The sequence below is a fragment of the Streptomyces sp. NPDC012835 genome (genome assembly GCF_042900885.1).
Classification (GTDB): domain Bacteria; phylum Actinomycetota; class Actinomycetes; order Streptomycetales; family Streptomycetaceae; genus Streptomyces.
The window spans coordinates 127,196-153,972 of sequence record NZ_JBIBBW010000002.1 but is presented as its reverse complement, the minus strand read 5'-3'; the positions used below and the strand labels follow the sequence as shown (position 1 = coordinate 153,972).

The following is a 26,777-nucleotide window of genomic DNA, read 5'->3' as shown; positions in this document are numbered from 1 at the left end:
CCCTCCGGCAGAGCCCACGCCCGGCAGAGGGCGGACCCGGTCCTTCCGTCCGTTGCCGCCGCCCGCCCGGCCCCGCGACCGGCGAAGCCTCCGGCTACCAGCCCCGCGCCCGCCACTCGGCCAGGTGCGGGCGCTCGGCGCCGAGGGTGGAGTCGTCGCCGTGGCCCGGGTAGATCCACGCCTCGTCCGGCAGGACGTCGAAGATCTTCGCTTCGAGCCCGTCCAGCAGGCTGGTGAACTCGGCGGGCCCCGCGGTCTTCCCCGGTCCGCCGGGGAAGAGGCAGTCACCCGTGAAGACATGCGCGTGGCCGTGCGGGTCGTCGTAGACCAGCGCGATGGAGCCGGGCGTGTGGCCCACCAGGTGCAGCGCCCTGAGCTCGATCTCCCCGACCCTGACGGTGTCCCCGTCGTCGACCGGCACGTCGGTGGGTACGGGGATGCCCTCGGCGTCGTACCGGCCCGCGTATGTGGTGGCGCCCGTCGCCGCCACGACCTCCGCCAGCGCCTGCCAGTGGTCGCCATGACGGTGGGTGGTGACGACGGACGCGATGCCGTCGGCGCCGATCAGGGTCAGCAAGGTCGGCGCGTCGTTGGCCGCGTCGATCAGCAGCTGCTCGCCGGTGGCCCGGCAGCGCAGCAGATAGGCGTTGTTCCCCATCGGCCCGACGGCGACCTTGGAGATCATCAGGGCGGGCAGTTCATGCACGTCCGCCGGTCCGCCGACCTTCACCGCTCCGCTGTATGTCATGCCGCGCAGCCTATAGCCGGCCCGTGATCACACCAGCCGCACCCGTGGGCAGAACACCTAGAGCGGCGGAAGCGCGGGCAGCGGCCCGCCCGAGTGGTCCAGCGCTGCCCCGTCGCGGCGGCCCGCCAGCCACCCCAGCAGGTCGGGCGCGGGGCCGGTCACCGCGAGCGCGGCCCCGTCCCGGCGGCCGGTGCGCCAGGTCCGGCCGTCCGGTGCCGTCAGCGTCAGCGACGGCACCTCGGGGTTGCCCGAGAAGCGCTCCGCCAGGAACTCGATCTCGCGTCCGGTGAACTCCTCGGAGAGATCCTCCAGATCGCGGCCGATCCCCAGGTCGACGTGGTGCAGCTCGATCTCCACCCAGCGGCGGAACGGCACCCTGGCGGCCATATCCGTCACGCCGTTGCGCAGCGTGACCACCCGGCTCCAGTCGGCGGGACGGTCCGCGGAATGCCGGAAGCGGTCCGCGGTGTTACGTACATCGGCGAGCTGGACCGCGAGGGACCGGGGAGCGCCCCGCTCGATGTCGGCGTCGCGGGTCGCGGCGTCCGTGTACATGGGCCGGCCCTCGAGAACGTTCAGCAGCGCGTCCGCGTTTCGGGCGATGTGCGCCAGTACGTGACCGCGGCTCCAGCCCGGCAGCCGTGACGGCTCGGCGACAGCGGCGTTGTCCAGTGCGGCGGCCGCGCCGAGGAGTCGGTCGGTCGCTTCCCGTAGGGATTCCAGGTCCCGCGCGTGATCGATCATGCCGCCGACGATAGCGCTGCCACTCGATCGGGTGAAGACGACGAAGGGCCGCCGTAAATCGAATGCACGTGCTATAAGCTCGGAAGAGGCATCCTGGCATGTAGGCAGTTCCACCGGCGCTCCCGAGGCCGGCCCCGAAGCCCGGCGATCCACCGCTTGGCGATTCACTCGTTCCGGCGGCCCCCGAGGCCCGGACCCGACGGTCCGGGCGGGGGCTCTGCCCCGTTTTCTCCAGAAAGGTGCGGACCGGCGTGGCCGACCGTCTCATCGTCCGTGGCGCGCGCGAGCACAATCTCAAGAACGTCTCGCTCGACCTCCCGCGTGACTCACTCATCGTCTTCACCGGGCTCTCCGGGTCGGGCAAGTCCTCCCTCGCGTTCGACACGATCTTCGCCGAGGGGCAGCGCCGGTACGTGGAGTCGCTCTCCTCGTACGCCCGGCAGTTCCTCGGCCAGATGGACAAGCCGGACGTCGACTTCATCGAAGGGCTCTCCCCGGCCGTCTCCATCGACCAGAAGTCCACCTCGCGCAATCCGCGCTCGACGGTCGGCACGATCACCGAGGTCTACGACTACCTCCGGCTGCTCTTCGCCCGGATCGGCAAGCCGCACTGCCCCCAGTGCTCCCGGCCGATCTCCCGCCAGTCGCCGCAGGCCATCGTGGACCGGGTCCTGGAGCTGCCCGAGGGCAGCCGCTTCCAGGTCCTCTCGCCGCTGGTGCGCGAGCGCAAGGGCGAGTTCGTCGATCTCTTCTCCGACCTCCAGACCAAGGGGTACAGCCGGGCCAGGGTCGACGGGCAGACCGTCCAGCTGACCGAGCCCCCCACGCTGAAGAAGCAGGAGAAGCACACCATCGAGGTGGTCGTCGACCGCCTCACGGTGAAGGACAGCGCGAAGCGCCGGCTCACCGACTCCGTCGAGACCGCCCTCGGGCTCTCCGGCGGCATGGTCGTGCTCGACTTCGTCGACCTCCCCGAGGACGACCCCGAGCGCGAGCGGATGTACTCCGAGCATCTGTACTGCCCGTACGACGACCTCTCCTTCGAGGAGCTGGAGCCCCGCTCCTTCTCCTTCAACTCGCCCTTCGGCGCCTGCCCCGACTGCACCGGCATCGGTACGCGCATGGAGGTCGACCCGGAGCTGATCGTCCCGGACGAGGACAAGTCCCTCGATGAGGGCGCGATCCACCCCTGGTCCCACGGCCACACCAAGGAGTACTTCGGCCGGATGATCGGCGGCCTCGCCAAGGCCCTCGGCTTCCGTACGGACATCCCGTGGGCCGGGCTGCCCCAGCGCGCCAAGAAGGCGCTGCTGTACGGGCACAAGACGCAGGTCGAGGTCCGCTACCGCAACAGGTACGGGCGCGAGCGCGCCTACACCACCCCCGCCTTCGAGGGCGCCGTCTCCTTCGTCAAGAGGCGTCACACCGAGGCCGAGAGCGACACCAGCAGGGAGCGCTTCGAGGGCTACATGCGCGAGGTGCCCTGCCCGACCTGTGAGGGCACCCGGCTCAAGCCGATCGTCCTCGCGGTCACGGTGATGGACAAGTCCATCGCCGAGGTCTCCGCGCTGTCCATCAGCGACTGCGCCGACTTCCTCGGCCGGCTCAGGCTGAACGCGCGCGACAAGAAGATCGCCGAGCGGGTGCTCAAGGAGGTCAACGAGCGGCTGAGGTTCCTGGTCGACGTCGGTCTCGACTACCTCTCGCTCAACCGCGCGGCCGGCACTCTCTCCGGCGGCGAGGCACAGCGCATCCGGCTCGCCACCCAGATCGGTTCGGGTCTCGTCGGGGTGCTGTACGTCCTGGACGAGCCGTCCATCGGCCTGCACCAGCGGGACAACCACCGGCTCATCGAGACCCTGGTCCGGCTGCGGGACATGGGCAACACCCTGATCGTCGTGGAGCACGACGAGGACACCATCAAGGTGGCCGACTGGGTGGTCGACATCGGCCCCGGCGCGGGTGAGCACGGCGGCAAGGTCGTGCACTCCGGCCCCTTGAAGGGCCTGCTGGCCAACAAGGAGTCGCTGACCGGCCGGTACCTCTCCGGGAAGCGGTCCATCCCGACCCCCGACATCCGCCGTCCCGTCGACCCGGCCCGCCGGCTCACGGTGCACGGAGCCCGGGAGCACAACCTCCGGGACATCGACGTCTCCTTCCCGCTCGGGGTGTTCACCGCGATCACGGGAGTCTCGGGTTCCGGCAAGTCGACGCTGGTCAACGACATCCTCTACACGCATCTGGCACGCGAGCTGAACGGTGCGAAGTCGGTGCCCGGCCGGCACACCCGGGTCGACGGCGACGACATGGTCGACAAGGTCGTCCATGTCGACCAGTCGCCCATCGGCCGGACGCCCCGGTCCAACCCGGCGACGTACACCGGTGTCTTCGACCATGTCCGCAAGCTCTTCGCGGAGACGATGGAGGCGAAGGTCCGCGGCTACCTCCCCGGGCGTTTCTCCTTCAACGTCAAGGGCGGTCGCTGCGAGAACTGCTCGGGCGACGGCACCATCAAGATCGAGATGAACTTCCTGCCGGACGTCTACGTCCCCTGCGAGGTCTGCCACGGGGCGCGCTACAACCGGGAGACGCTGGAGGTCCACTACAAGGGCAAGTCGATCGCCGAGGTGCTGGACATGCCGATCGAGGAGGCGCTGGACTTCTTCGAGGCCGTTCCCACCATTTCGCGCCATCTCCGGACGCTCAACGAGGTCGGCCTCGGCTATGTCCGGCTCGGCCAGTCCGCGCCGACCCTCTCGGGCGGCGAGGCGCAGCGTGTGAAGCTGTCGAGCGAGCTGCAGAAGCGTTCCACGGGCCGTACGGTCTACGTCCTGGACGAGCCGACGACGGGTCTGCACTTCGAGGACATCAGCAAGCTGATCACCGTGCTGTCGGGGCTGGTCGACAAGGGCAACTCGGTGATCGTCATCGAGCACAACCTCGACGTCATCAAGACGGCGGACTGGGTGATCGACATGGGTCCCGAGGGCGGCAACGGAGGCGGACTGGTCGTCGCCGAGGGAACCCCGGAGCAGGTGGCCGGGGTGCCGGCCAGCCACACCGGCAAGTTCCTGCGCGACATCCTCGACGCCGAGCGGATCAGCGACGCGTCGGTCCCCGCGAAGAAGGCTCCGGCGCGGAAGACGGCGGCCAAGAAGGCGACGGCGGTCAAGAAGACGGCAGCGGCGAAGACGGCGACCGCCGCCAAGAAGCCGTCGGCCAAGAAGTCCGCCACCGGCTCGCGCCGCTCCTGAGCCCGGCCGCCGGGCGCGGCCCGGTGCCGGCCGCCCGGCCCCCGTCCCGCAGCCGAAACGCGGGACGGGGGCCGGGCGGCCGGTGGGGCGGGGCCGGCGGTCGGCGGCGCCGGCCCGGCCGGCTACCAGGCGACGGGCAGCTCGTGGACGCCGTACACCAGCATGTCCTCCTTGAAGCGGAGTTCGCTGTCGGGGACGGCGGTGCGCAGACCGGGGAAGCGCCGCAGCAGCGCCGGATAGGCGAGTTGCAGCTCGGCGCGGGCCAGATTCTGGCCGAGGCACTGGTGGCTGCCGTGGCCGAAGGCGATGTGACGCCGCACCCCGGGCCGGTCGATGTCGAGACGGTCGGGGTCGGGGAAGACGGTCTCGTCCCGGTTCCCGGCGTCGTTGGCGAGGACCACGCCCTCGCCCGCGCGGATGACCGTTCCCGCGACCTCCACGTCCTCGGTGGCCACCCGGCGCCGTCCGCTGTGGGTGATGGTGAGGTAACGCAGCAGCTCCTCCACGGCGTTGGCGACGCGGGCGGGGTCCTCGGAGTCGCGGACGACGGCCAGCTGCTCGGGGTGGTGGAGCAGGGCGAGGGTGCCCAGGGCCGTCATGTTCGCGGTGGTCTCGTGGCCCGCGCCCAGCAGCAGGATCGCGTTCTCGACCAGATGCGCCCGGCCCAGTTCGCCGGTGTGCACCCGTTCCGCGACCAGACCGCTGAGCAGATCATCGGCGGGCTCGCGTTCCTTGACGGTGATCAGCTCGTCCAGATATTCGGCGAGTTCCCTGGCCGCCGTCCTGGCCTGTTCCGGCGTGCTGTCGAGGGTGACCAGGGCCCGTGAGGTGCGCTGGAAGAGGGCGCGGTCCCGGTGCGGGACACCGAGCAGTTCACTGATGACGAGCGAGGGCATCGGCAGGGCGAACGCGCTCACCAGGTCGGCCGGCGGACCGGCCGCCTCCATGGTGTCCAGGAGCTGATCGATGATCTGCTGGATGCGGGGCTTCATGGCGGCGACCCGCTTGACCGTGAAGTAGGCGGTGAACATGCGCCGTTGCTGGTTGTGCTCGGGGTCGTCCCGGACGATGAACGGAAACCGGCCGGGGTTGCGGCTGGCCTCCACGCCCGCGCTCTGGGCCGGGTGGCCCGGCCGGGTGGCGTCGGCGCTGAACCGCGGATCGGCGAGTACGGCGCGCTGGTCCGCGTAGCGGGTCAGCAGCCAGGCCACCTGCCCGTTCCACAGCCGGATCGGGGAGACCGGCGCTTCCTTGCGGAGCGCCGCGTACTGCGGTGGGGGGTCGAAGGGGCAGCCGGACGCGCGGCTCAGCGGAAAGGTGGGTACGGCCGTCTCGGGCATGAACGCTTCCTCCAGGCAGATGGGGATGGCTGGTCGTGCGGGTCAGGCGCTTACCTCGATGGCCGCGGCCGGACACAGGGTCGCCGCCTCCCGCGCCCGGTCGAGGGCGTCGGCGGGCGGCGTGGGGTCGAGCAGCACGACGACGCCGTCCTCGTCCCGCTGGTCGAAGAGGTCGTCGGCCGCGAGTACGCACTGACCGGCGGCGCAGCACTTGTCCTGGTCGATCGCGATACGCATGGTGCTTTCTCCACTTCTCCGCGGATACCGGTAGGCCGGTGCGGGGCTGAAGTTAGTTACCTTAAGTAGCGTCTCTTCGGTGTGTGTATGGGGCAAGTACGTCTTCGGCCAACTCCGTGCCGCTGTCCGGCCCCGGAGCCCGCGGTTCCGCGCCGAGCGGCTCCATGGCGCGGACGGTCTCCGGCATGATGGGGCGGGTGCACGGTTCATCCGACCGGACGGGACGCGGCATCGCCGAGTTGCAGGCGCTGCTGTCCGCGCTCGCCTACGACCTCACCCGCCCCCGCACCCACGAGCGGATCGTCGCCATGGCCGGAATGCCCGTCGACCGTGCCGGGCTCGCTCTGCTGCGCGTGCTGGTGAAGGAGGAGAAGCCGATGCGGATCGGCCGGATCGCGGAGCGGCTGGGCGTCCGTACCCCCCATGTCACCCGGCAGGTGCGCGAACTCGAACGCCAGGGCCTGGTCGAACGCGTACGGGAACAGGCGGACCGCAGGGCGCAGCGGATCACGCCCACCGCCCTCGGGGCGGACACCCTGACGCGCGTCGACCGCGCCTTCCAGACGTCGCTGGCCGAGAGCCTCGACGGGGTGGCCGCCGACCGCATCGATCACGCCGTCGAAGTGCTGAGCCGGATCTCCAGCCACCGCCGTACGGGCGGCAGCGGCACCGATACAGGGGACGCGGCGCCTCCCGCTGACCCTCCTGACCAGGCTTTCCCCTCCGACCCGGCGTCCCCTCCCGACCCCGAGTCCCCTCCCCGTCCCTTTCCGGCTCCCGGACACGGGATCGCCACGGAGGGCGGCCCCTGATCTGCCGCCGGAAGGGCGCCGGTATCGTCAGGTATGTCACCGACCCCCTGACCAGTGGAGACACCATGGCCGGCCCGTCAGCCCCCCGCCGTACCGTGCTGAAGGGCGCCGCCCTCGCGGGAGTGGCTGGACTGGGAGCGGCCGCCTGCTCCACCGATTCGAAGCTCGGCCACGCGGAGCCCCCCACGCCCACCGCCCCGGTCGATCTCGGCGACGCGTCCGAGGTGCCGGTCGGCGGCGCCAAGCTCTACAAGGAGCAGCGGGTCGTGGTCAGCTGCCCGGCGAAGGGCCAGTACAAGGCGTTCAGCGCGCAGTGCACCCACGCGGGCTGCCTCCTGGGGAAGCTGGAGGGCACCGTGGGGGACTGCCCGTGCCACGGCAGCAAGTTCGATGTCACCACCGGCGAGGTGCTGCACGGTCCGGCGACCGCGCCGCTGCCCGAAGTGCCGGTGACGGCGGCGGGCGGGAAGCTCGTCGCGGGTCCACGGAGCTGATGTCGGGCGACGCGGAGGGGCGGGGGCGGCGGGCGGGCTCCGAAACGTCGTGAGCCGTTCCCCCGTACCGCCCCGCTGTCGGTGCCCGACAGTAGGGTGGGGTGTATGGCCGACCCCTCCAGCTACCGCCCCAAGCCGGGACAGATCCCCGACTCGCCGGGGGTCTACAAATTCCGCGACGACCACCGCAGGGTGATCTACGTCGGGAAGGCGAAAAGCCTGCGCCAGCGGCTCGCCAGCTACTTCCAGGACCTGTCGGGCCTGCACCCGCGCACCCGCTCCATGGTCACCACCGCCGCCTCCGTCGAGTGGACCGTCGTCTCCACCGAGGTCGAGGCGCTCCAGCTGGAGTACTCCTGGATCAAGGAGTACGACCCCCGCTTCAACGTCAAGTACCGCGACGACAAGAGCTATCCGTCCCTCGCCGTCACGCTCAACGAGGAGTTTCCGCGGGTCCAGGTGATGCGCGGCGCCAAGAAGAAGGGCGTGCGCTACTTCGGACCGTACGGACACGCCTGGGCCATCCGCGAGACCGTCGACCTGATGCTCCGCGTCTTTCCCGTACGGACGTGCTCCGCCGGGGTGTTCAAGAACGCGGCGCGGACCGGCCGCCCCTGCCTCCTCGGCTACATCGACAAGTGCTCGGCACCCTGCGTCGGCCGGGTCACCCCCGAGGAGCACCGCGAACTCGCCGAGGAGTTCTGCGACTTCATGGCCGGCCGCACCGGGGCGTACCTCCGTCGCCTGGAGAGGCGGATGACCGAGGCGGCCGAGGAGATGGAGTACGAGAAGGCGGCCCGGCTGCGCGACGACATAGCCGCGCTGCGCCGCGCGATGGAGAAGAACGCCGTCGTGCTGGCCGACGCCACCGACGCCGACCTGATCGCGGTCGCCGAGGACGAGCTGGAAGCCGCCGTCCAGATCTTCCATGTCCGCGGCGGCCGGGTCCGGGGCCAGCGCGGCTGGGTCACCGACAAGGTCGAGGCCGTCGAGACGGCGGGCCTGGTGGAACACGCGCTCCAGCAGCTGTACGGGGAGGAGCGCGGCGACGCCGTGCCCAAGGAGGTGCTCGTCCCCGCGCTGCCCCGGGACACCGACGAGACCGAGGCCCTCACCCAGTGGCTGAGCCAGCGCAGGGGAGCCCAGGTCTCGCTGCGCATCCCGCAGCGCGGCGACAAGAAGGACCTGATGGCGACGGTCGCGCGCAACGCGCAGCAGTCCCTCGTCCTGCACAAGACCAAACGCGCCAGCGACCTCACCACCCGCTCGCGCGCCCTGGAGGAGATCTCCCGGGCGCTCGACCTGGACAGCGTGCCGCTGCGCATCGAGTGCTTCGACATCTCGCACCTCCAGGGCGACGACGTCGTGGCGTCCATGGTCGTCTTCGAGGACGGCCTGGCCCGCAAGAGCGAGTACCGCCGCTTCCAGATCAAGACGTTCGAGGGCCAGGACGACGTACGGTCGATGCACGAGGTGATCACCCGTCGCTTCCGGCGCTACCTCCAGGAGAAGGAGCGCACGGGCGAGTGGTCCGAGGAGCCGGAGAGCCCCGCCGGGCCGAAGCCCCCTGCCGAGCTTCGGCAGGACAGCCCGGATCAGGGCCATGTGCCCGCGCCTTTCCGGGCCGCGGAAAAGGAGCAGCCCCGGGCCGCCGGGGAGCAGGCGCGGACATCCGAGGAACAGCCCCGGACATCCGAGGAACAGCCCCGGACCACCGGGGAGCAGGCCCCGGCGGCCGAGCCGGAGCCCGGCCCCGAGCCGCTCACCGAGGACGACGGCCGGCCCAGGCGGTTCGCCTACCCGCCCCAGCTCCTGGTGGTCGACGGCGGTCAGCCCCAGGTCGCCGCCGCCCAGCGGGCCCTCGACGAGCTGGGCATCGACGACATCGCGGTCTGCGGCCTCGCCAAGCGCCTCGAAGAGGTCTGGGTGCCGGGGGAGAGCGACCCGGTCGTGCTGCCCCGCTCCAGCGAGGGGCTCTATCTGCTCCAGCGGGTGCGCGACGAGGCGCACCGCTTCGCCATCACCTATCAGCGCGCCAAGCGGGCCAAACGCGTCAGGACCAGCCCGCTGGATGATGTGGCCGGGCTGGGCGAGGCCCGCAAGCAGGCCCTCATCAAGCATTTCGGCTCGGTGAAGCGGCTGCGGCAGGCGACAATCGACCAGATCTGCGAGGTGCCCGGCGTCGGCCGCAAGACGGCCGAGTCGATCGCCGTGGCCTTCGCCGCCGCGGCCCCGGCGGCACCCGCGGTGAACACGGCTACAGGAGAGATCATCGAAGACAACGGGGGGCAGCACGCATGACGAAGCACGACCGGGACGGAGCTGGGCACGTGAGTACGGGCAGTACGGGCACCACGAAGGAGAACGGCGAGGCCGTCGAGGCGGCCATCCCCGAGCTGGTGATCATCTCCGGCATGTCGGGCGCGGGCCGCAGCACCGCCGCCAAGTGCCTGGAGGACCTCGGCTGGTTCGTCGTGGACAACCTGCCGCCCGCTCTCATCCCCACCATGGTGGAGCTGGGGGCCCGCTCGCAGGGGAACGTGGCACGGATCGCGGTCGTGGTGGACGTCCGGGGGCGGCGCTTCTTCGACAACCTCCGCGAATCCCTCGCCGACCTCGACGCCAAGGAGGTCACCCGGCGGATCGTCTTCCTGGAGTCCTCCGACGAGGCGCTGGTGCGGCGCTTCGAATCCGTCCGCCGCCCGCACCCCCTCCAGGGCGACGGCCGGATCGTCGACGGCATCGAGGCCGAGCGCGATCTGCTGCGTGAGCTGCGCGGCGACGCCGACCTGGTGATCGACACCTCCGACCTCAACGTCCACGAGCTGCGCAGCAAGATGGACGCCCAGTTCGCCGGCGACGAGAAGCCGGAACTGCGGGCCACCGTCATGTCCTTCGGCTACAAGTACGGGCTGCCGGTCGACGCCGACCTGGTGGTGGACTGCCGCTTCCTGCCCAACCCGCACTGGGTCCCCGAGCTGCGCCCCTTCACCGGGCTCAACGAGGAGGTGGCCACCTATGTCTTCAACCAGCCCGGCGCCAAGGAGTTCCTCGACCGCTACACCGAGCTGCTCCAGCTGATCGCCACCGGCTACCGCCGCGAGGGCAAGCGCTATGTGACCGTCGCCGTCGGCTGCACCGGCGGCAAGCACCGCTCCGTCGCGATGTCCGAGAAGATCGGCGCGCGCCTCGCCTCGGAGGGCGTCGAGACCGTGGTCGTCCACCGGGACCTGGGGCGCGAGTGACCGGACGGACCTTCCGTATGCGCCGACTGCGCCGGGGCGTCCCCGCGCTCTCGGGGCGGGGGCGCGGCGCCCAGCCGAAGGTCGTCGCGCTCGGCGGGGGAATGGGCCTGTCGGCCTCCCTCGCCGCGCTCCGCCGGATCACCGGCGATCTCACCGCCGTCGTCACCGTCGCTGACGACGGCGGCTCCAGCGGCCGGCTCCGGGAGGAGCTGGGCGTCCTGCCGCCGGGCGACCTGCGCAAAGCCCTCGCCGCGCTCTGTGGCGACGACGACTGGGGCCAGACCTGGGCGCGGGTGATCCAGCACCGCTTCCAGTCCCAGGGCGACCTGCACGAGCACGCGGTCGGCAATCTGCTGATCGTCGCCCTCTGGGAGCAGCTCGGCGATCATGTCCAGGCCCTCGACCTGGTCGGCAAGCTCCTCGGCGCGCACGGCCGGGTGCTGCCCATGTCCGCCGTGCCGCTGGAGCTCCAGGCGCTCGTCCGGGGGCACGATCCGGCCCGCCCCGACCGGATCGACACCGTACGCGGCCAGGCGACCGTCGCGCTCACCCGCGGCGAGGTGCAGTCCGTCCACCTCGTGCCGCAGGATCCGCCGGCCGTTCCCGAGGCCGTCGCCGCCGTCATGGACGCCGACTGGGTGGTGCTCGGCCCCGGCTCCTGGTTCTCCTCGGTCATCCCCCATCTGCTGGTGCCCGAGCTGCTCGACGCGCTCGTCGAGACCAAGGCACGCCGCGTCCTCTCGCTGAACCTCGCTCCGCAACCCGGTGAAACCGATGGCTTCTCACCGCAGCGTCATTTGGAGGTTTTGGGGCGACACGCCCCTAAACTCGCCTTGGACGTGGTGCTGGCCGACGAGGCCGCCGTGCCTGACTGCGAATCTCTCTCCGATGCCGCGAAACGGTTCGGTGCCGCGGTCGAGCTGGCGCCGGTGGCAGCGCCCGACAGTTCGCCGGTCCATGATCCCGAACTGTTGGCAGCCGCGTACGACCGTATTTTTCGGATGCATGGAAGGATCGGCCCATGGCGATGACGCCAGCGGTGAAGGACGAGATCGCCCGCCTCCCCGTCACCCGGACGTGCTGCAGGAAGGCGGAGGTTTCGGCGATCCTTCGGTTCGCGGGCGGGCTGCACCTGGTGAGCGGCCGCATCGTGATCGAAGCGGAGCTGGACACCAGCATCGCCGCGCGCCGGCTGCGCAAGGACATCCTGGAGATCTTCGGGCACAACTCGGAGCTGGTGGTGATGGCCCCCGGCGGGCTGCGCCGCGGCAGCCGTTACGTCGTACGGGTGATCACCGGCGGTGATCAGCTGGCCCGGCAGACCGGCCTGGTGGACGGCAGGGGGCGCCCGATCCGCGGGCTTCCCCCACAGGTCGTCTCCGGCGCCACCTGTGACGCGGAGGCCGCCTGGCGCGGCGCGTTCCTGGCCCACGGCTCGCTCACCGAGCCGGGCCGCTCCTCCTCGCTGGAGGTGACCTGCCCGGGGCCCGAGGCGGCCCTCGCCCTGGTCGGCGCGGCCCGCAGACTCCAGATCGCCGCCAAGGCCCGCGAGGTGCGCGGGGTGGACCGCGTGGTCGTACGGGACGGGGACGCGATCGGCGCACTGCTGACCCGGCTCGGGGCGCACGAATCGGTGCTGGCCTGGGAGGAGCGGCGGATGCGCCGCGAGGTCCGCGCCACGGCCAACCGGCTGGCCAATTTCGACGACGCGAATCTGCGCCGGTCCGCGCGTGCGGCGGTCGCCGCCGGCGCCCGGGTGCAGCGCGCGCTGGAGATCCTGGGCGAGGAGGTGCCCGAGCATCTGGCCGCCGCCGGCCGGCTGCGGATGGAGCACAAGCAGGCGTCCCTGGAGGAGCTGGGGGCGCTGGCCGACCCGCCGCTGACCAAGGACGCGGTCGCCGGACGTATCCGGCGGCTGCTGGCCATGGCCGACAAGCGGGCCCAGGACCTGGGGATTCCCGGCACGGAGTCCAACCTCACCGAGGAGCTGGCCGACGGTCTCGTCGGCTGACGCCGCAGCGGCCGGGCCGCCACACGGTCACGGTGGACGGACGCGATCCGGTGGGCGCGGTCCGGACCGCCGTGCCCGTACCCGGTCCGGCCGGGCCGCCCGTACGGGTCCGCGCGCAGCCGTGCGGGCCTCCGTCCGGACACGGTGCGCAGCGGCGCCGGGTCTGTCCGTACTCGCCGGTAATGGCGGGTGCGGGCGGGCGCCGGCCGCGGGGGCCACTCGATGTCACCGCGCGGCCCGTGGAGAGGTAGGGTCATAAGCGGTCGGGGACATCCCATACAACTCGCCGGCGTCGAAAACCGGCGTACCAACGAGGAGATCGGTTCGTGACGATCCGCGTAGGCATCAACGGCTTTGGCCGCATCGGTCGTAACTACTTCCGCGCGCTGCTGGAGCAGGGTGCAGACATCGAGATCGTGGCTGTCAACGACCTGGGTGACACTGCGACCACGGCGCATCTGCTGAAGTACGACACCATCCTGGGCCGCCTCAAGGCCGAGGTGTCCCACACCGCCGACACCATCACGGTCGACGGTCACACCATCAAGGTGCTCTCCGAGCGCGACCCGGCCGACATCCCCTGGGGTGAGCTGGGCGTCGACATCGTCATCGAGTCGACCGGCATCTTCACCAAGAAGGCCGACGCCGCGAAGCACATCGCCGGTGGCGCCAAGAAGGTCCTCATCTCGGCTCCGGCCTCGGACGAGGACATCACCATCGTGCTCGGCGTCAACGAGGACAAGTACGAGCCGGCGAACCACCACATCATCTCCAACGCCTCCTGCACCACCAACTGTGTGGCGCCGATGGCCAAGGTTCTCCTGGAGAACTTCGGCATCGTCTCGGGCCTGATGACCACGGTCCACGCCTACACCAGCGACCAGCGTCTCCAGGACTTCCCGCACAAGGACCTGCGTCGCGCCCGCGCCGCCGCCGAGAACATCATTCCGGCGAGCACCGGTGCGGCCAAGGCCCTCGGCCTGGTCATCCCGGAGCTGGCCGGCAAGCTCAACGGCATGGCGATGCGTGTCCCGGTCCCGACCGGATCCGTCACCGACCTGGTCGTCGAGACGGAGCGCGTGGTGACCAAGGAAGAGGTCAACGCCGCCTTCCAGAAGGCTTCCCAGGGCGAGCTGAAGGGCTACCTGGACTACACCGAGGACCCGATCGTCTCCTCGGACATCGTCAACTGGCCGGCCTCCTGCACCTTCGACTCCTCCCTGACCATGGTCCAGGGCAAGAGCGTGAAGATCATCGGCTGGTACGACAACGAGTGGGGCTACTCCAACCGTCTGGTCGACCTGACCGTCTTCGTCGGCGGCCAGCTCTGATTCAGGGCCGGTAGGCACCTCGACATGAGCGACAGGGCTCGGGCGGCGCACTGGACACGTTCCAGCGGCGCCGTCCGAGCCCTGTCGGCCTGTCCAGACATCTTCAAGGAGTCCAGCAGCTGATGAAGACGATCGACGAACTTCTCACCGACGGGGTCAAGGGCAAGCGCGTATTCGTCCGCGCCGACCTCAACGTCCCGCTCGACGGCACCACCATCACCGACGACGGCCGTATCCGGGCCGTCGCGCCGACCGTCGCCAAGCTGGCCGAGGCCGGCGCGCGCGTCGTCGTCGCCTCCCACCTGGGCCGCCCCAAGGGCGCGCCCGACCCCGCCTTCTCGCTCGCCCCCGCCGCCACGCGCCTGGGCGAACTCCTCGGCGCCCCGGTGGCGTTCGCGACGGACACGGTCGGCGAGTCCGCCCGTACGACCGTCGCGGCCCTCGCCGACGGCGAGGTCGCCGTCATCGAGAACCTCCGCTTCAACGCGGGCGAGACCTCGAAGGACGACGCCGAGCGCGGCGCCTTCGCCGGCGAACTGGCCGGGCTGGCCGATCTGTACGTGGGCGACGGCTTCGGCGCGGTGCACCGCAAGCACGCCTCGGTCTTCGACCTGCCGGCCCGGCTGCCGCACGCCGCCGGCTATCTGATCGCCACCGAGGTCGGTGTCCTCAAGAAGCTCACCGACGACGTGAAGCGGCCGTACGCGGTCGTTCTCGGCGGCGCCAAGGTCTCCGACAAGCTCGCCGTCATCGACCACCTCCTGGAGAAGGCCGACCGCATCCTGGTCGGCGGCGGCATGGTCTTCACCTTCCTCAAGGCGCAGGGCCACGAGATCGGCTCCTCGCTCGTCCAGGAGGACCAGATCCCGGCCGTCCAGGAGTACCTGACCCGGGCGAAGGAGCGCGGTGTGGAGTTCGTGCTCCCGGTCGACGTCCTGGTCGCCGCCGAATTCCCCGACCTCAAGACCAAGGCGCCGGCCCACCCCGAGACGGTGGCCGCCGACGCCATTCCGGCCGGACGGATGGGCCTGGACATCGGCCCGGAGACCGGCCGGCTCTACGCCTCGAAGCTCGCCGACGCGGCCACCGTGTTCTGGAACGGCCCGATGGGCGTCTTCGAGCACCCCGACTACGCCGAGGGCACCCGCGCCGTCGCCCAGGCGCTCGTCGACTCCCCGGGCTTCTCGGTGGTCGGCGGTGGCGACTCCGCCGCCGCCGTCCGCATCCTCGGCTTCGACGAGAACGCATTCGGCCATATCTCGACCGGCGGCGGCGCGAGCCTCGAATACCTCGAAGGCAAGACGCTTCCCGGCCTCGCCGCACTGGAGGACTGAACTCTTCATGACCGCTCCCACCGAAAAGACCGGCCGCACCCCGCTGATGGCGGGCAACTGGAAGATGAACCTCAACCACCTTGAGGCCATCGCGCACACCCAGAAGCTCGCCTTCGCGCTGTCGGACAAGGACTACGACGCCGTCGAGGTCGCCGTACTGGCGCCCTTCACCGACCTGCGGTCCGTGCAGACCCTGGTCGACGGCGACAAGCTCAAGATCAAGTACGGCGCCCAGGACATCTCGGCGCACGACTCCGGCGCGTACACGGGCGAGATCTCCGGCCCGATGCTCGCCAAGCTCAAGTGCGCCTACGTGGCCGTCGGGCACTCGGAGCGCCGGCAGTACCACGCCGAGTCGGACGAGGTCTGCAACGCCAAGGTGAAGGCCGCCTTCCGGCACGGTCTGACCCCGATCCTCTGCGTCGGCGAGGGACTTGAGGTCCGCAAGGCCGGACAGCAGGTGCCGCACACGCTGGCCCAGCTCGACGGCGGCCTCCGGGACATCCCCGCCGAGCAGGCCGCGACCGTCGTGATCGCCTACGAGCCGGTGTGGGCCATCGGCACCGGCGAGGTCGCCACCCCCGAGGACGCCCAGGAGGTGTGTGCGGCGATCCGCGCGCGGCTCGCGGAGCTGTACTCGCGGGAGCTGGCCGACGGCGTCCGTATCCAGTACGGCGGCTCGGTCAAGTCCGGGAATGTCGCCGCGATCATGGCGCAGCCCGACGTGGACGGCGCTCTGGTCGGCGGGGCGGCGCTGGACGCCGACGAGTTCGTCAAGATCGTCAGGTTCCGCGACCAGTAAGTATGCGGTAGCACGGATCCGTCGTACCCTGGCGGGGGCCGAGAACGCCGACCGAGTATCCGGAGCGCGACTCCACGTGTTCGGGGCGGGCGGACCGGCCCCCGTTATCCGTTTTCAGTCCTGTCAGATGTCAGTCCTGTCAGTCCGAGGAAGTTGGTCCAGCCGTGGTTATGGGGTTCTCGATCGCCCTCATCATCTTCAGCCTGCTGATGATGCTGCTGGTGCTGATGCACAAGGGGAAGGGCGGCGGCCTCTCCGACATGTTCGGTGGCGGAATGCAGTCGTCGGTGGGTGGGTCGTCGGTTGCCGAGCGTAACCTCGACCGCATCACCGTTGTTGTCGGTCTGCTGTGGTTCGCGTGCATTGTCGTGCTGGGTCTGCTGCTGAAGCTGGACAGCTGAGCAGAGGTACGGTACGACGCCGCGGGCGCGGCCTATCATGAGGTTCCGCGCCGGGCGTCAGGGGAGTAACTCCCTTTACCGCAAGCGCGTTGGGCCTTACGTAGACTGTGGCCGGCCCGGCAGCGGAGCTGCCCACCGATGCATTGCGGCACCATCACGCAGGGAGTTACGACCGTGGCAAGTGGCAACGCGATCCGGGGAAGCCGGGTCGGAGCGGGGCCGATGGGTGAGGCCGAGCGCGGCGAGTCAGCGCCCCGCCTGCGCATCTCCTTCTGGTGCTCCAACGGGCACGAGACGGTGCCGAGCTTCGCCAGCGACGCGCAGGTTCCGGAGACGTGGGACTGCCCGCGCTGCGGCTTCCCGGCAGGCCAGGACCGGGACAACCCGCCGGACCCGCCCCGCACCGAGCCGTACAAGACGCATCTCGCCTATGTACGCGAGCGGCGCAGCGACGCGGACGGCGAGGCGATCCTGGCCGAAGCGCTGGCCAAGCTTCGCGGCGAATTCTAGCCATTTTGTTTTCCCGCTCATTCCCCCGCCTTTCTTCCGGCCGGGCACCGCAGAGGTGCCCGGCCGGAGCGCTTCCCGCCCGTCTGCCGCCGTCCGGCCGCCCCCGTACACGTCCCGCGCGTGCCTCGTACTTGTCGGCGTCTCGCACAGCCGTCTGATCAATTAGGTTGGGAAGAAAGCGGGGCATGTCTGCAAGCACGAGAAGAAGTGGGCTGATGTCCGAATGAACGCAGAGGGACGCACGAAGCTCAACCGGCTGCCCGAGTGGAGCGCTCTGGGCAAGCACCGGGAGCAGCTGGGCGGGACGGGGCTGCGGGAGCTGTTCGCCGCTGATCCGGCACGCGGCACCGGTTACACCCTGCGGGTGGGCGATCTGCATCTGGACTACTCCAAGCACCTGGTGACCGGCGAGACGCTGGGGCTGCTGCGCGAGCTGGCCGCCGCCACCGGTGTGGCGGAGCTGCGGGACGCGATGTTCCGCGGCGAGAAGATCAACACGACCGAGGACCGGGCGGTGCTGCACACCGCGCTGCGCGCTCCCCGCGACGCCGTGATCGAGGTGGACGGTCAGAACGTCGTACCGGCGGTGCACGCCGTTCTCGACAGGATGAGCGCCTTCGCCGACCGGATCAGGTCCGGCGAGTGGACCGGTCACACCGGCCGGCCCATCAAGAACATCGTCAATGTCGGCATCGGCGGCTCCGACCTCGGTCCCGCGATGGCCTACGAGGCGCTGCGCTCCTTCACCGACCGGGAGCTGACGGTCCGCTTCGTCTCCAACGTGGACGGCGCCGACCTGCACGAGGCGGTCCGGGACCTGGACCCGGCCGAGACGCTGTTCATCATCGCGTCGAAGACCTTCACCACCATCGAGACCATCACCAACGCCACCTCGGCGCGGGACTGGCTGCTGACCGGCCTGCGCGCCGACCAGAGCGCCGTCGCCAAGCACTTCGTGGCGCTCTCCACCAACGCCGAGAAGGTGTCCGGCTTCGGCATCGACACCGCCAACATGTTCGAGTTCTGGGACTGGGTCGGGGGGCGTTACTCGTACGACTCGGCCATCGGGCTCTCCCTGATGATCGCGATCGGCCCCGACCGGTTCCGCGAGATGCTCGACGGCTTCCACCTCGTGGACGAGCACTTCCGCACTGCGCCGCCCGAGGAGAACGCGCCGCTGCTGCTGGGGCTGCTGGGCGTCTGGTACGGGGCGTTCTTCGACGCGCAGTCGCACGCGGTCCTGCCGTACAGCCACTACCTGTCGAAGTTCACCGCGTACCTCCAGCAGCTGGACATGGAGTCGAACGGCAAGTCGGTGGACCGGGACGGTCACCCGGTCGAGTGGCAGACCGGCCCCGTCGTGTGGGGCACGCCCGGCACCAACGGACAGCACGCCTACTACCAGCTGATCCACCAGGGCACGAAGGTCATCCCGGCCGACTTCATCGGTTTCGCCCGGCCCGTCGACGATCTGCCGCCCGGTCTCGTCGCCCAGCACGACCTGCTGATGGCCAACTTCTTCGCGCAGACCCAGGCGCTCGCCTTCGGCAAGACGCCCGAGGAGGTACGGGCGGAGGGCGTGCCCGAGGAGCTGGTGCCGCACAAGACGTTCCGGGGCGACCACCCGACCACCACGATCCTCGCCGGGTCCCTCACCCCGTCCGTGCTGGGCCAGCTGATCGCGCTGTACGAGCACAAGGTGTTCGTCCAGGGCGCCGTCTGGAACATCGACTCCTTCGACCAGTGGGGCGTCGAGCTGGGCAAGGTCCTCGCCAAGAAGATCGAGCCCGTGCTCACCGGTGAGGCGGAGGGCGAGGGGCTGGACGCCTCGACGGCGGCGCTCGTCGCCACGTACCGCTCGCTGCGCGGTCGCTGAGCCGATGGGGGAGGGGGTACGGCTCCGGCCGCCGAACAACACACCGGCAGCGCGCGCCGTCGGCTGGTGGCGTACGCAGTGGCTGCTGCTGACCCTGGCCCCGGTCGCCGTACTGGCCGTGCTGGGGACGCTGATCGCCCCGGCACGGACCTGGCTGCTGGTGCCCGCCGCCGTGCTGGCCGTACTGGGACTGGCCTTTACCGTGCTGGTCCCCGCGTGGTGGTTCCGGGTGCACCGGTGGGAGGTGACGGATGAGGCGGTCTACGTCCGTACCGGCTTCTTCTGGCAGGAGTGGCGGATCGCGCCGATGTCCCGGATACAGACCGTGGACACCGTGCGCGGTCCGCTGGAGCAGTTGTTCCGGCTCTCCACGGTGATCGTCACCACCGCGTCGTCCAAGGGCGCGGTGCGGATCGCGGGGCTCGACCACGAAGTGGCGGCCGAGCTGGCCGAGCGGCTGACGCACATCACCCAGGGCATCCCCGGGGACGCCACATGAGCGAGCCCGTGGAGTTCGTGCGGCCGGTGCCGGTGCCGGGCGAGGACGAGGGCGCGGCCGACGCCGTCGCCCGCACCGCCCCGGCCGCTCCGGCGGAAGCGGCCGGCGAGGAGGGGTGGCGGCGGCTGGACCCGCGCACCCTGCTGGTCACGGCCCTCGTCCTGGCCGGGGTCGTCCTCGGCGGCGGGGTGCCGACCGCCATCGGCATGACCGGCCGGATGCCGCTGGGACGGGCGCTCGCCTGGGTGGCCGCCGGGGCGGTGCTGGTCGTCGGCTTCGGGCTGTGCGGGGAGTACGTCCGCTGGCGCCGTACCCGCTACCGCGTCGGGCCCGAGCGCGCCGAACTCCACACGGGCCTCTTCCTCGTCAAACGGCGCTCCCTGGCGCGCGAACGCATCCGCAGCGTCGATCTGACCGCCCACCCGCTGCTGCGGATACTCGGTCTGGTCAAGGTCCGGATCGGCACCGGGGAACAGTCCGGCGGTGAGTCCACGCTGGAGCTGGAACCGGTCACCAGGGCCGAGGGCGAGCGGCTGCGTACCGAACTCCTCGCCCGTCCCGTCAGCGGCGCGTCCGGCGCGGACCGCGACGGCATGCTGGCGGTCCTCGACCTCCGGTGGATGCGGTACGCCCCGATCTCGTTCCTCGCGCCCGTGCTGGGCGGCGCTTCGATCGGGACCGTGCTCCAGGTGAGCGACTGGTTCGGCGTCCAGGCCCGGCTGTTCCACTGGGCCGACGACCGCTTCCACGACACCCCGCTCGGCTGGCTGATCGCCTCCGTCGTGGCCGCCGCCGCGCTCTCCGGGGTGATCGGCGCACTCGGGCTGTGGACGGAGATGTGGTGGAACTACCGGCTGGAACGGGAGCCGGGCGCCACCCTGCGGGTGCGCAGGGGGCTGCTCACCTCCCGCTCGGTCTCCATCGAGGAGCGCCGGCTGCGCGGGGTGGAGCTGGTCGAGCCGCTCGGCGTGCGGCTGGCGGGCGCGGCCAGACTCGACGCGGTCGCCACCGGTCTCGCGCGGGACGAGGAGGACGAGCACGCCGACCACAAGACCCTGCTGCCGGCCGCGCCGCGCGAGGTGGCGGAGGCGGTGGCCGCGCGGGTACTGCGCGAGGCCGTCTCCCCGACCCGTGCCGCCCGCCTCGTCCGGCACCCCCGGGCCGCGCGCGGCCGGCGGCTGCGCTGGGCCCTGGCCGCGGCGCTGGCACCGGTCGCGGTCCTCGCTCTGCTGGGCGTGCTGCTGACCGACGTCCTTCTCCGGATCGCCGCGGTCTGCGCCGCGGTGACGCTGCCGCTCGCCGTGCTGCTGGCCCTCGACGCCTACCGCAATCTGGGCCACGGACTGAGCGGCGGCTATCTGCTGGCGCGCTCGGGCACCCTGCGCCGTACCACCGTGGCGCTCCAGCGCGGCGGTGTGATCGGCTGGACGGTCAAGCAGTCCGTCTTCCAGCGGCGCGCCGGGCTGCTGACGGTGACCGCGACCACGGCCGCGGGGGAGGGCGCCTACCACCTGCGCGACGTGGCCCGGGACGAGGGGCTCGCCTTCGCCGCCGAGGCCGTACCGGGGCTGCTGGAGCCCTTTCTCGTGCGGGACAGGCCCGGCGACCCGGCCACGGACGGTCCGGCCGCGTCCGCGACGGCCGTGCCCCCGCCGACCCGCTGACGCAGGGCGTATGGATCATTACGGTATGACAAATACCAGCCGCCGTGCGGTGCTCACCGTCCTCGCCACCGCCGCCGTGAGCGGTCCCCTGCTGACCGGGGCGGGCGCCGCCCCCGCCTACGCCGCCGACGACCTGTACGCCTCCAACACCGACCTGTACCGCAAGCTCGCGGGACAGGAAGGCACCGACTTCGCCCGCCGCTACAAGCGGCACGAGAAGTACGACAACAGCCTCGGCGCCGCCTACCCGTTCCACCGCACCACGGTCATGGCCCTCCACGGCGGCGGCATCGAGACCGGGACCTCGGAGCTGTGCCTCGGGATCGCCGGCTACCACCCGGCCACCTTCGAGGTCAGACCCGCGGCCGGTCCGGTGTACGACTACTGGATGTTCGAGGGGCTGCGGTCGAGCAACAACGGCGAACTGCACGTCACGTCCGTGAACTGCGACGACCGCGTGGCCCTGTCGATGGCGGGCGGCAGCCTCAACGTGCTGAGCCTGCACGGCTGTACGGCCGCACAGGCCGGCGTCGCGGGCAGCCGGCCCGAGGCCATCGTCGTGGGCGGCCTCAACGACACCTTCAAGCAGTATCTGCACGACGCCTTCGGCGCGGCCGGATTCGTGACGATCGACGGCTCGACCAAGCCCGCCCTCGCCGGGGTGCAGCCCCTGAACATCGCCAACCGCACCGTGCTCTCCAAGGGCGGTCAGCTGGAGATCACCACCGAGCTGCGCCAGTCCATGTTCGGCGTCAACACCCGCGCCGGACGCCCCGGTTCCACCAACGAGGTCTTCGACCGGTTCGTGGGCGCGGCCCGTACGGCCATCGCCCGGCTGGAGGCCCGCTCCGACCAGGCCATTCTCTGACCGGGCCATTCTCCGACCGGGCCCTTCCCGCGTCCCGCGCCCGCCCCGACCCGGACGCGCCCGCACACGCGTCGGCCCGCCCCCTGGACCCAAGAGGTCCCGGGGGCGGGCCGACGGTGGCGTCAGGCGGACGCCGGGGGATACAGGGCGCGCGGCAGGGCCGAGGCCGCCGCCGCGTCCAGCAGCCACAGGGTGCGGCCACGGCCGTACGCGCCGGCCGCCGGAGCCTGGATCTCGCCCGCTCCCGACAGCGCGATCTCCGCCGCCTCCGCCTTGTCCTCGCCCGCCGCCAGCAGCCACACCTCGTGCGCCGCGCGGATCGCCGGCAGCGTGAGCGAGATCCGGATCGGCGGCGGCTTCGGCGCGCCACGCACGGCGACCACCGTGCGCTCCGTCTCCCGTACGGCCGGCAACTCCGGGAAGAGCGAGGCGACATGGGTGTCAGGACCGACGCCCAGCATCAGCACGTCGAACGTCGGCACCCGGCCGTGGTCCCCGGGCCGGGCCGCCGCCGCCAGCTCCGTGGCGTAGGCGGCGGCCGCCGCCTCCACATCGCTGCCGTACGGACCGTCCGAGGCCGGCATCGCGTGGACCCGCGCGGGGTCCAGCGGCACCGAGTCGAGCAGCGCCTCCCCGGCCTGGGTGGCGTTCCGCTCCGGATCGCCCTCCGGCAGGAAGCGCTCGTCGCCCCACCACAGATCGAGGCGCGACCAGTCCACCGCGTCCCGGGCCGGCGCCGCCGCCAACGCGGCCAGCAGCCCGTTGCCGTTGCGGCCACCGGTCAGCACCACCGAGGCGGAGCCCCGGGCGGCCTGGGCGTCCACGATCCGTGTGATCAGCCGGGCCGCCGCCGCCTGCGCCATCAGCTCCTTGTCGCGGTGGACGACCAGCTGCGGCGTACTCACTTCGGGGACGCCTTCTTCGGCATGGTGGCCGGAGTGGCCGCCGACGAAGCGGAGCCGGACGACTCCCCGGAGGCCGCTGCCGAGGCCGCCGCGTGGGCGGGCGTCGAGACCGACGGCCGCTCCGCGTCGCCCAGCCGGTGCACCCCGAAACGCAGCGCCGAAGCGTAGGTGTCGTCCGGGTCCAGCCGGCGCAGCTCCTCCGCGATCAGCTCGGCGGTCTCCCGCCGCTTCAGCGCCACCGCGCGGTCCGGCTGGCCCTCGATGGACAGCGTCGCCAGCGACCCGTCCGCCCGGTCCAGCTTGATCGGCCCGCAGGTCGTCTCCATCCGTACGGCCGTGAGTCCGGGGCCGCCCGAGACGCTGCGCTTCACCGGCACCCGCAGCCGGTTCGCGAGCCACATGGCGAGCAGCTCACAGCTCGGGTTGTGCTCCTCGCCCTCCACCTCCACCGAGGTGACCTCGCAGTCCACCTGGTCGAGGGCGGCGGCCACCATCGAACGCCACGGGGTGATCCGGGTCCAGGACAGATCCGTGTCGCCCGGGGTGTAGGCATCGGCCCGCGCCGTCAGCTCCTCCACCGGGTTCTCCGCGGCGTAGGTGTCCGTCACCCGGCGCTGCGCCAGCTTGCCCAGCGAGTCCTTGGCGGGGTTCACCGGCGCGTTGACCGGCCACCACACGACGACCGGGGCGTCCGGCAGGAGCAGCGGCAGCACCACCGACTGGGCGTGGTCTATGACGTCGCCGTACAGGCGCAGCACGACCGTCTCGCCGGTGCCCGCGTCGGCGCCGACCCGTACCTCCGCGTCGAGCCTCGCCTTGGCGCGGTCGCGCGGCGAACGGGAGACCCGCTTGACGACGACCAGCTTGCGCGACGGGTGCTCGCGGGACGCGTCGTTGGCGGCCTTGAGCGCGTCGTACTGGTTCTCCTCGTCGGTGACGAGGACCAGGGTGAGGACCATGCCGATGGCGGGGGTGCCGATCGCCCGGCGCCCCTGCACCAGCGCCTTGTTGATCTTGCTGGACGTGGTGTCCGTTAGGTCGATCTTCATGGCCGACGCCAGCTCCGTCCGTCTCGTGCGAGCATTTCGTCCGCCTCGACCGGACCCCAGGTCCCGGACTCGTACTGCGCGGGCTTGCCGTGCTTGTCCCAGTAGTGCTCGATCGGGTCGAGGATCTTCCAGGACAGCTCGACCTCCTCCACGCGCGGGAAGAGGTTCGAGTCGCCGAGCAGCACATCGAGGATGAGCCGCTCGTACGCCTCGGGGCTGGACTCCGTGAAGGACTCGCCGTACGCGAAGTCCATCGAGACGTCCCGCACCTCCATCGAGGTGCCCGGCACCTTTGAACCGAACCGCATGGTCACGCCCTCGTCCGGCTGGACCCGGATGACCAGGGCGTTCTGCCCCAGCTCCTCCGTCGCCGTGTGGTCGAAGGGGGAGTGCGGGGCGCGCTGGAAGACGACCGCGATCTCGGTGACCCGGCGGCCGAGCCGCTTGCCGGTCCGGAGATAGAAGGGGACGCCCGCCCAGCGGCGGTTGTCGATCTCCAGCTTCACGGCGGCGTACGTGTCGGTCTTCGACCGGGGGTCGATGCCGTCTTCCTGGAGGTAGCCGACGGCCTGCTCGCCGCCCTGCCAGCCGGCCGCGTACTGCCCGCGCACCGTGTTCTCGCCCAGGTCCTTGGGCAGCTTCACGGCACCCAGCACCTTGGTCTTCTCCGCCGCGAGCGCGTCGGCGTCGAAGGAGGCGGGCTCCTCCATCGCGGTCAGCGCGAGCAGCTGGAGCAGGTGGTTCTGGATGACGTCACGGGCGGCGCCGATGCCGTCGTAGTACCCGGCCCGGCCGCCGATGCCGATGTCCTCGGCCATGGTGATCTGCACGTGGTCGACGTACGACCGGTTCCAGATCGGCTCGAAGAGGGTGTTGGCGAAGCGCAGCGCCAGGATGTTCTGGACGGTCTCCTTGCCCAGGTAGTGGTCGATCCGGAAGACCTCGTTGGACGGGAAGACCTCGTGGACGACCTTGTTCAGCTCGATCGCCGACGTCAGGTCGTGGCCGAAGGGCTTCTCGATGACGGCGCGCCGCCAGGAGCCCTCCTTCTGGTCCGCGAGCCCGTGCTTCTTGAGCTGCTGGACGACCTGCGGGAAGAACTTCGGCGGTACGGAGAGGTAGAAGGCGAAGTTGCCGCCCGTCCCCTGCGCCTTGTCCAGCTCGGCGATCGTCGCCTTCAGGTTCTCGAACGCGTCGTCGTCGTCGAAGACGCCCTGGACGAAGCGCATCCCCTGGACGAGCTGCTGCCAGACCTCCTCGCGGAACGGGGTGCGCGCGTGCTCCTTGACCGCGTCGTGGACCTCCTGCGCGAAGTCCTCGTCCTGCCATTCGCGACGGGCGAAGCCGATGAGGGAGAAGCCCGGCGGCAGAAGACCACGGTTGGCGAGGTCATAGACGGCAGGCATCAGCTTTTTGCGGGACAAATCGCCCGTGACGCCAAAGATGACCAGGCCCGACGGCCCCGCGATACGCGGGAGCCGTCGGTCCGCGGCGTCACGGAGCGGGTTCGCTCCGTGGGTTGCGGTCAAGGGATCAGCCCTCCGAAGGGGCGAGGCGCTTCAGCTCCGCCTCGGTCGACTTGAGCAGGTCGGTCCAGGACGCCTCGAACTTCTCGACGCCCTCGTCCTCCAGCACCTGCACGACGTCGTCGTACGAGATGCCGAGCTTGGCGACGGCTTCGAGGTCGGCCCGAGCCTGGTCGTAGGTGCCGCGCACGGTGTCACCGGTGATCCGGCCGTGGTCGGCGGCGGCTTCGAGCGTGGCCTCCGGCATGGTGTTCACCGTGTTGGGGGCCACCAGGTCGTCCACGTACAGGGTGTCCTTGTACGCCGGGTCCTTGACGCCGGTCGAGGCCCACAGCGGACGCTGCTTGTTGGCCTGCGCCCGGTCCAGGGCCGCCCACCTCTCGCCGCCGAAGACCTCTTCGTACGCCTCGTAGGCGAGCCGGGCGTTGGCGAGGGCCGCCTTGCCGCGCGCGTCCTTGGCCTCGTCGGTGCCCAGCGCGTCGAGCCGCTTGTCGATCTCGGTGTCCACGCGGGACACGAAGAAGGACGCCACCGAGTGGATCTTGGAGAGGTCCAGGCCGGCGGCCTTCGCCTTCTCCAGCCCCGCGATGTAGGCCGCCATGACCTCGCGGTAGCGCTCCAGCGAGAAGATCAGCGTGACGTTGACGCTGATGCCCCGGCCGATCGTCTCGGTGATCGCCGGCAGGCCGGCCTTGGTCGCCGGGATCTTGATGAGGGTGTTCGGGCGGTCCACCAGCCAGGCGAGCTGCTTGGCCTCGGCCACGGTCGCCTCGGTGTTGTGCGCCAGGCGCGGGTCCACCTCGATGGAGACCCGGCCGTCCTGGCCGTCGGTCGCGTCGAAGACCGGACGCAGGATGTCGGCGGCGTCGCGGACGTCCGCCGTCGTGATCATGCGGACCGCTTCCTCGACCGTGACCCTGCGGGTGGCGAGATCGGCGAGCTGCTGGTCGTAGCCGTCGCCGCCGCTGATCGCCTTCTGGAAGATCGACGGGTTGGTGGTGACGCCGACCACGTGCTGCTGGTCGATCAGTTCGGCGAGGTTGCCGGACGTGATCCGCTGGCGCGAGAGGTCGTCGAGCCAGATCGCGACGCCTTCGTCGGAGAGGCGCTTGAGTGCGTCTGTCATG

General features: G+C 70.9%; 24 protein-coding genes. 16 read left to right on the top strand and 8 right to left on the bottom strand.

The genetic code is table 11. The features are described 5' to 3' along the window. Positions 1–94: 94 nt before the first annotated feature. Both ACFY6S_RS08220 and ACFY6S_RS08215 read right to left on the bottom strand, forming a co-directional pair. Complete coding sequence (locus tag ACFY6S_RS08220) at positions 95–748, bottom strand: MBL fold metallo-hydrolase (RefSeq protein WP_388820273.1); 654 nt, start codon at positions 746–748, stop codon at positions 95–97. Between the two features lie 57 nt (positions 749–805). Then, positions 806–1,492, bottom strand: a complete 687-nt coding sequence (locus ACFY6S_RS08215) for a maleylpyruvate isomerase family mycothiol-dependent enzyme (RefSeq protein WP_388820270.1) — start codon at positions 1,490–1,492, stop codon at positions 806–808. Positions 1,493–1,743: 251 nt separating this feature from the next. Between ACFY6S_RS08215 and uvrA the strand changes: the two genes are divergently transcribed. Continuing rightward, positions 1,744–4,746 (top strand): excinuclease ABC subunit UvrA, encoded by a 3,003-nt coding sequence (gene uvrA / locus ACFY6S_RS08210; protein WP_388820267.1) that lies wholly within the window; start codon positions 1,744–1,746, stop codon positions 4,744–4,746. A gap of 122 nt (positions 4,747–4,868) precedes the next feature. Here the strand turns inward: uvrA and ACFY6S_RS08205 are convergent, their stop codons facing one another. Both ACFY6S_RS08205 and ACFY6S_RS08200 read right to left on the bottom strand, forming a co-directional pair. Further along, on the bottom strand, positions 4,869–6,086 hold the full coding sequence (locus tag ACFY6S_RS08205; protein ID WP_388820264.1) for a cytochrome P450: 1,218 nt from the start codon (positions 6,084–6,086) through the stop codon (positions 4,869–4,871). Between the two features lie 42 nt (positions 6,087–6,128). Then, positions 6,129–6,323, bottom strand: a complete 195-nt coding sequence (locus tag ACFY6S_RS08200) for a ferredoxin (protein ID WP_388820261.1) — start codon at positions 6,321–6,323, stop codon at positions 6,129–6,131. Positions 6,324–6,520: 197 nt separating this feature from the next. On the opposite strand from ACFY6S_RS08200, the gene ACFY6S_RS08195 reads away from it, so the two are divergent. The 15 genes from ACFY6S_RS08195 to ACFY6S_RS08125 all read left to right on the top strand — a co-directional run bounded on the left by ACFY6S_RS08195 (position 6,521) and on the right by ACFY6S_RS08125 (position 22,170). Further along, positions 6,521–7,135, top strand: coding sequence for a MarR family winged helix-turn-helix transcriptional regulator (locus ACFY6S_RS08195; protein WP_388820258.1), 615 nt, complete (start codon positions 6,521–6,523; stop codon positions 7,133–7,135). Positions 7,136–7,200: 65 nt separating this feature from the next. Continuing rightward, entirely contained in the window at positions 7,201–7,629 is a 429-nt protein-coding gene (locus ACFY6S_RS08190; protein ID WP_388820255.1) for a Rieske (2Fe-2S) protein, read from the top strand. A gap of 105 nt (positions 7,630–7,734) precedes the next feature. After that, entirely contained in the window at positions 7,735–9,930 is a 2,196-nt protein-coding gene (uvrC, locus tag ACFY6S_RS08185; protein ID WP_388820253.1) for an excinuclease ABC subunit UvrC, read from the top strand. Then, positions 9,927–10,874 (top strand): RNase adapter RapZ, encoded by a 948-nt coding sequence (gene rapZ / locus ACFY6S_RS08180; RefSeq protein ID WP_388820250.1) that lies wholly within the window; start codon positions 9,927–9,929, stop codon positions 10,872–10,874. The genes uvrC and rapZ overlap by 4 nt, the downstream gene beginning before the upstream one ends. After that, positions 10,871–11,905, top strand: coding sequence for a uridine diphosphate-N-acetylglucosamine-binding protein YvcK (gene yvcK, locus ACFY6S_RS08175; protein ID WP_388820247.1), 1,035 nt, complete (start codon positions 10,871–10,873; stop codon positions 11,903–11,905). The genes rapZ and yvcK overlap by 4 nt, the downstream gene beginning before the upstream one ends. After that, positions 11,896–12,885: a DNA-binding protein WhiA gene (gene whiA, locus ACFY6S_RS08170; protein ID WP_388820244.1), complete on the top strand. Its 990-nt coding sequence runs from the start codon at positions 11,896–11,898 to the stop codon at positions 12,883–12,885. Before yvcK ends, whiA begins: the two co-directional genes overlap by 10 nt. Before the next feature lie 326 nt (positions 12,886–13,211). Then, positions 13,212–14,216: a type I glyceraldehyde-3-phosphate dehydrogenase gene (gene gap / locus ACFY6S_RS08165; protein WP_388820241.1), complete on the top strand. Its 1,005-nt coding sequence runs from the start codon at positions 13,212–13,214 to the stop codon at positions 14,214–14,216. A gap of 122 nt (positions 14,217–14,338) precedes the next feature. Continuing rightward, entirely contained in the window at positions 14,339–15,550 is a 1,212-nt protein-coding gene (locus ACFY6S_RS08160) for a phosphoglycerate kinase (protein ID WP_388820238.1), read from the top strand. 7 nt (positions 15,551–15,557) lie between these two features. Further along, positions 15,558–16,352: a triose-phosphate isomerase gene (gene tpiA / locus ACFY6S_RS08155; RefSeq protein ID WP_388820235.1), complete on the top strand. Its 795-nt coding sequence runs from the start codon at positions 15,558–15,560 to the stop codon at positions 16,350–16,352. A gap of 170 nt (positions 16,353–16,522) precedes the next feature. Next, the gene (gene secG / locus ACFY6S_RS08150) at positions 16,523–16,753 is read left to right on the top strand and encodes a preprotein translocase subunit SecG (RefSeq protein WP_181957609.1); all 231 of its coding nucleotides are present in this window, start codon (positions 16,523–16,525) and stop codon (positions 16,751–16,753) included. A 174-nt stretch (positions 16,754–16,927) separates the two neighbouring features. Then, entirely contained in the window at positions 16,928–17,263 is a 336-nt protein-coding gene (locus ACFY6S_RS08145; protein WP_114622478.1) for an RNA polymerase-binding protein RbpA, read from the top strand. 223 nt (positions 17,264–17,486) lie between these two features. Then, complete coding sequence (gene pgi, locus ACFY6S_RS08140; RefSeq protein ID WP_388820231.1) at positions 17,487–19,139, top strand: glucose-6-phosphate isomerase; 1,653 nt, start codon at positions 17,487–17,489, stop codon at positions 19,137–19,139. A gap of 4 nt (positions 19,140–19,143) precedes the next feature. Beyond that, positions 19,144–19,638 carry a PH domain-containing protein gene (locus ACFY6S_RS08135; RefSeq protein ID WP_388820228.1) on the top strand — a complete coding sequence of 165 codons (495 nt, stop codon included), beginning with the start codon at positions 19,144–19,146 and terminating at the stop codon, positions 19,636–19,638. Continuing rightward, positions 19,635–21,302: a PH domain-containing protein gene (locus ACFY6S_RS08130; RefSeq protein ID WP_388820225.1), complete on the top strand. Its 1,668-nt coding sequence runs from the start codon at positions 19,635–19,637 to the stop codon at positions 21,300–21,302. The genes ACFY6S_RS08135 and ACFY6S_RS08130 overlap by 4 nt, the downstream gene beginning before the upstream one ends. Positions 21,303–21,327: 25 nt before the next feature. After that, on the top strand, positions 21,328–22,170 hold the full coding sequence (locus ACFY6S_RS08125) for a poly-gamma-glutamate hydrolase family protein (RefSeq protein ID WP_388820222.1): 843 nt from the start codon (positions 21,328–21,330) through the stop codon (positions 22,168–22,170). A gap of 122 nt (positions 22,171–22,292) precedes the next feature. On the opposite strand, the gene pgl is transcribed toward ACFY6S_RS08125, so the two are convergent. Genes pgl through tal form a run of 4 tightly spaced genes read right to left on the bottom strand, consistent with a single transcriptional unit; the run spans position 22,293 to position 26,776 of the window. Further along, entirely contained in the window at positions 22,293–23,075 is a 783-nt protein-coding gene (pgl, locus tag ACFY6S_RS08120; protein WP_388820219.1) for a 6-phosphogluconolactonase, read from the bottom strand. After that, a complete protein-coding gene (gene opcA / locus ACFY6S_RS08115; RefSeq protein ID WP_388820216.1) occupies positions 23,072–24,124 on the bottom strand; it encodes a glucose-6-phosphate dehydrogenase assembly protein OpcA in 1,053 nt (350 codons plus the stop codon). The genes pgl and opcA overlap by 4 nt, the downstream gene beginning before the upstream one ends. Further along, on the bottom strand, positions 24,121–25,653 hold the full coding sequence (gene zwf / locus ACFY6S_RS08110; protein ID WP_388820213.1) for a glucose-6-phosphate dehydrogenase: 1,533 nt from the start codon (positions 25,651–25,653) through the stop codon (positions 24,121–24,123). The genes opcA and zwf overlap by 4 nt, the downstream gene beginning before the upstream one ends. A 4-nt stretch (positions 25,654–25,657) precedes the next feature. Continuing rightward, positions 25,658–26,776, bottom strand: a complete 1,119-nt coding sequence (gene tal, locus ACFY6S_RS08105) for a transaldolase (RefSeq protein WP_388820211.1) — start codon at positions 26,774–26,776, stop codon at positions 25,658–25,660. Between the last annotated feature and the right edge of the window lies 1 nt (position 26,777).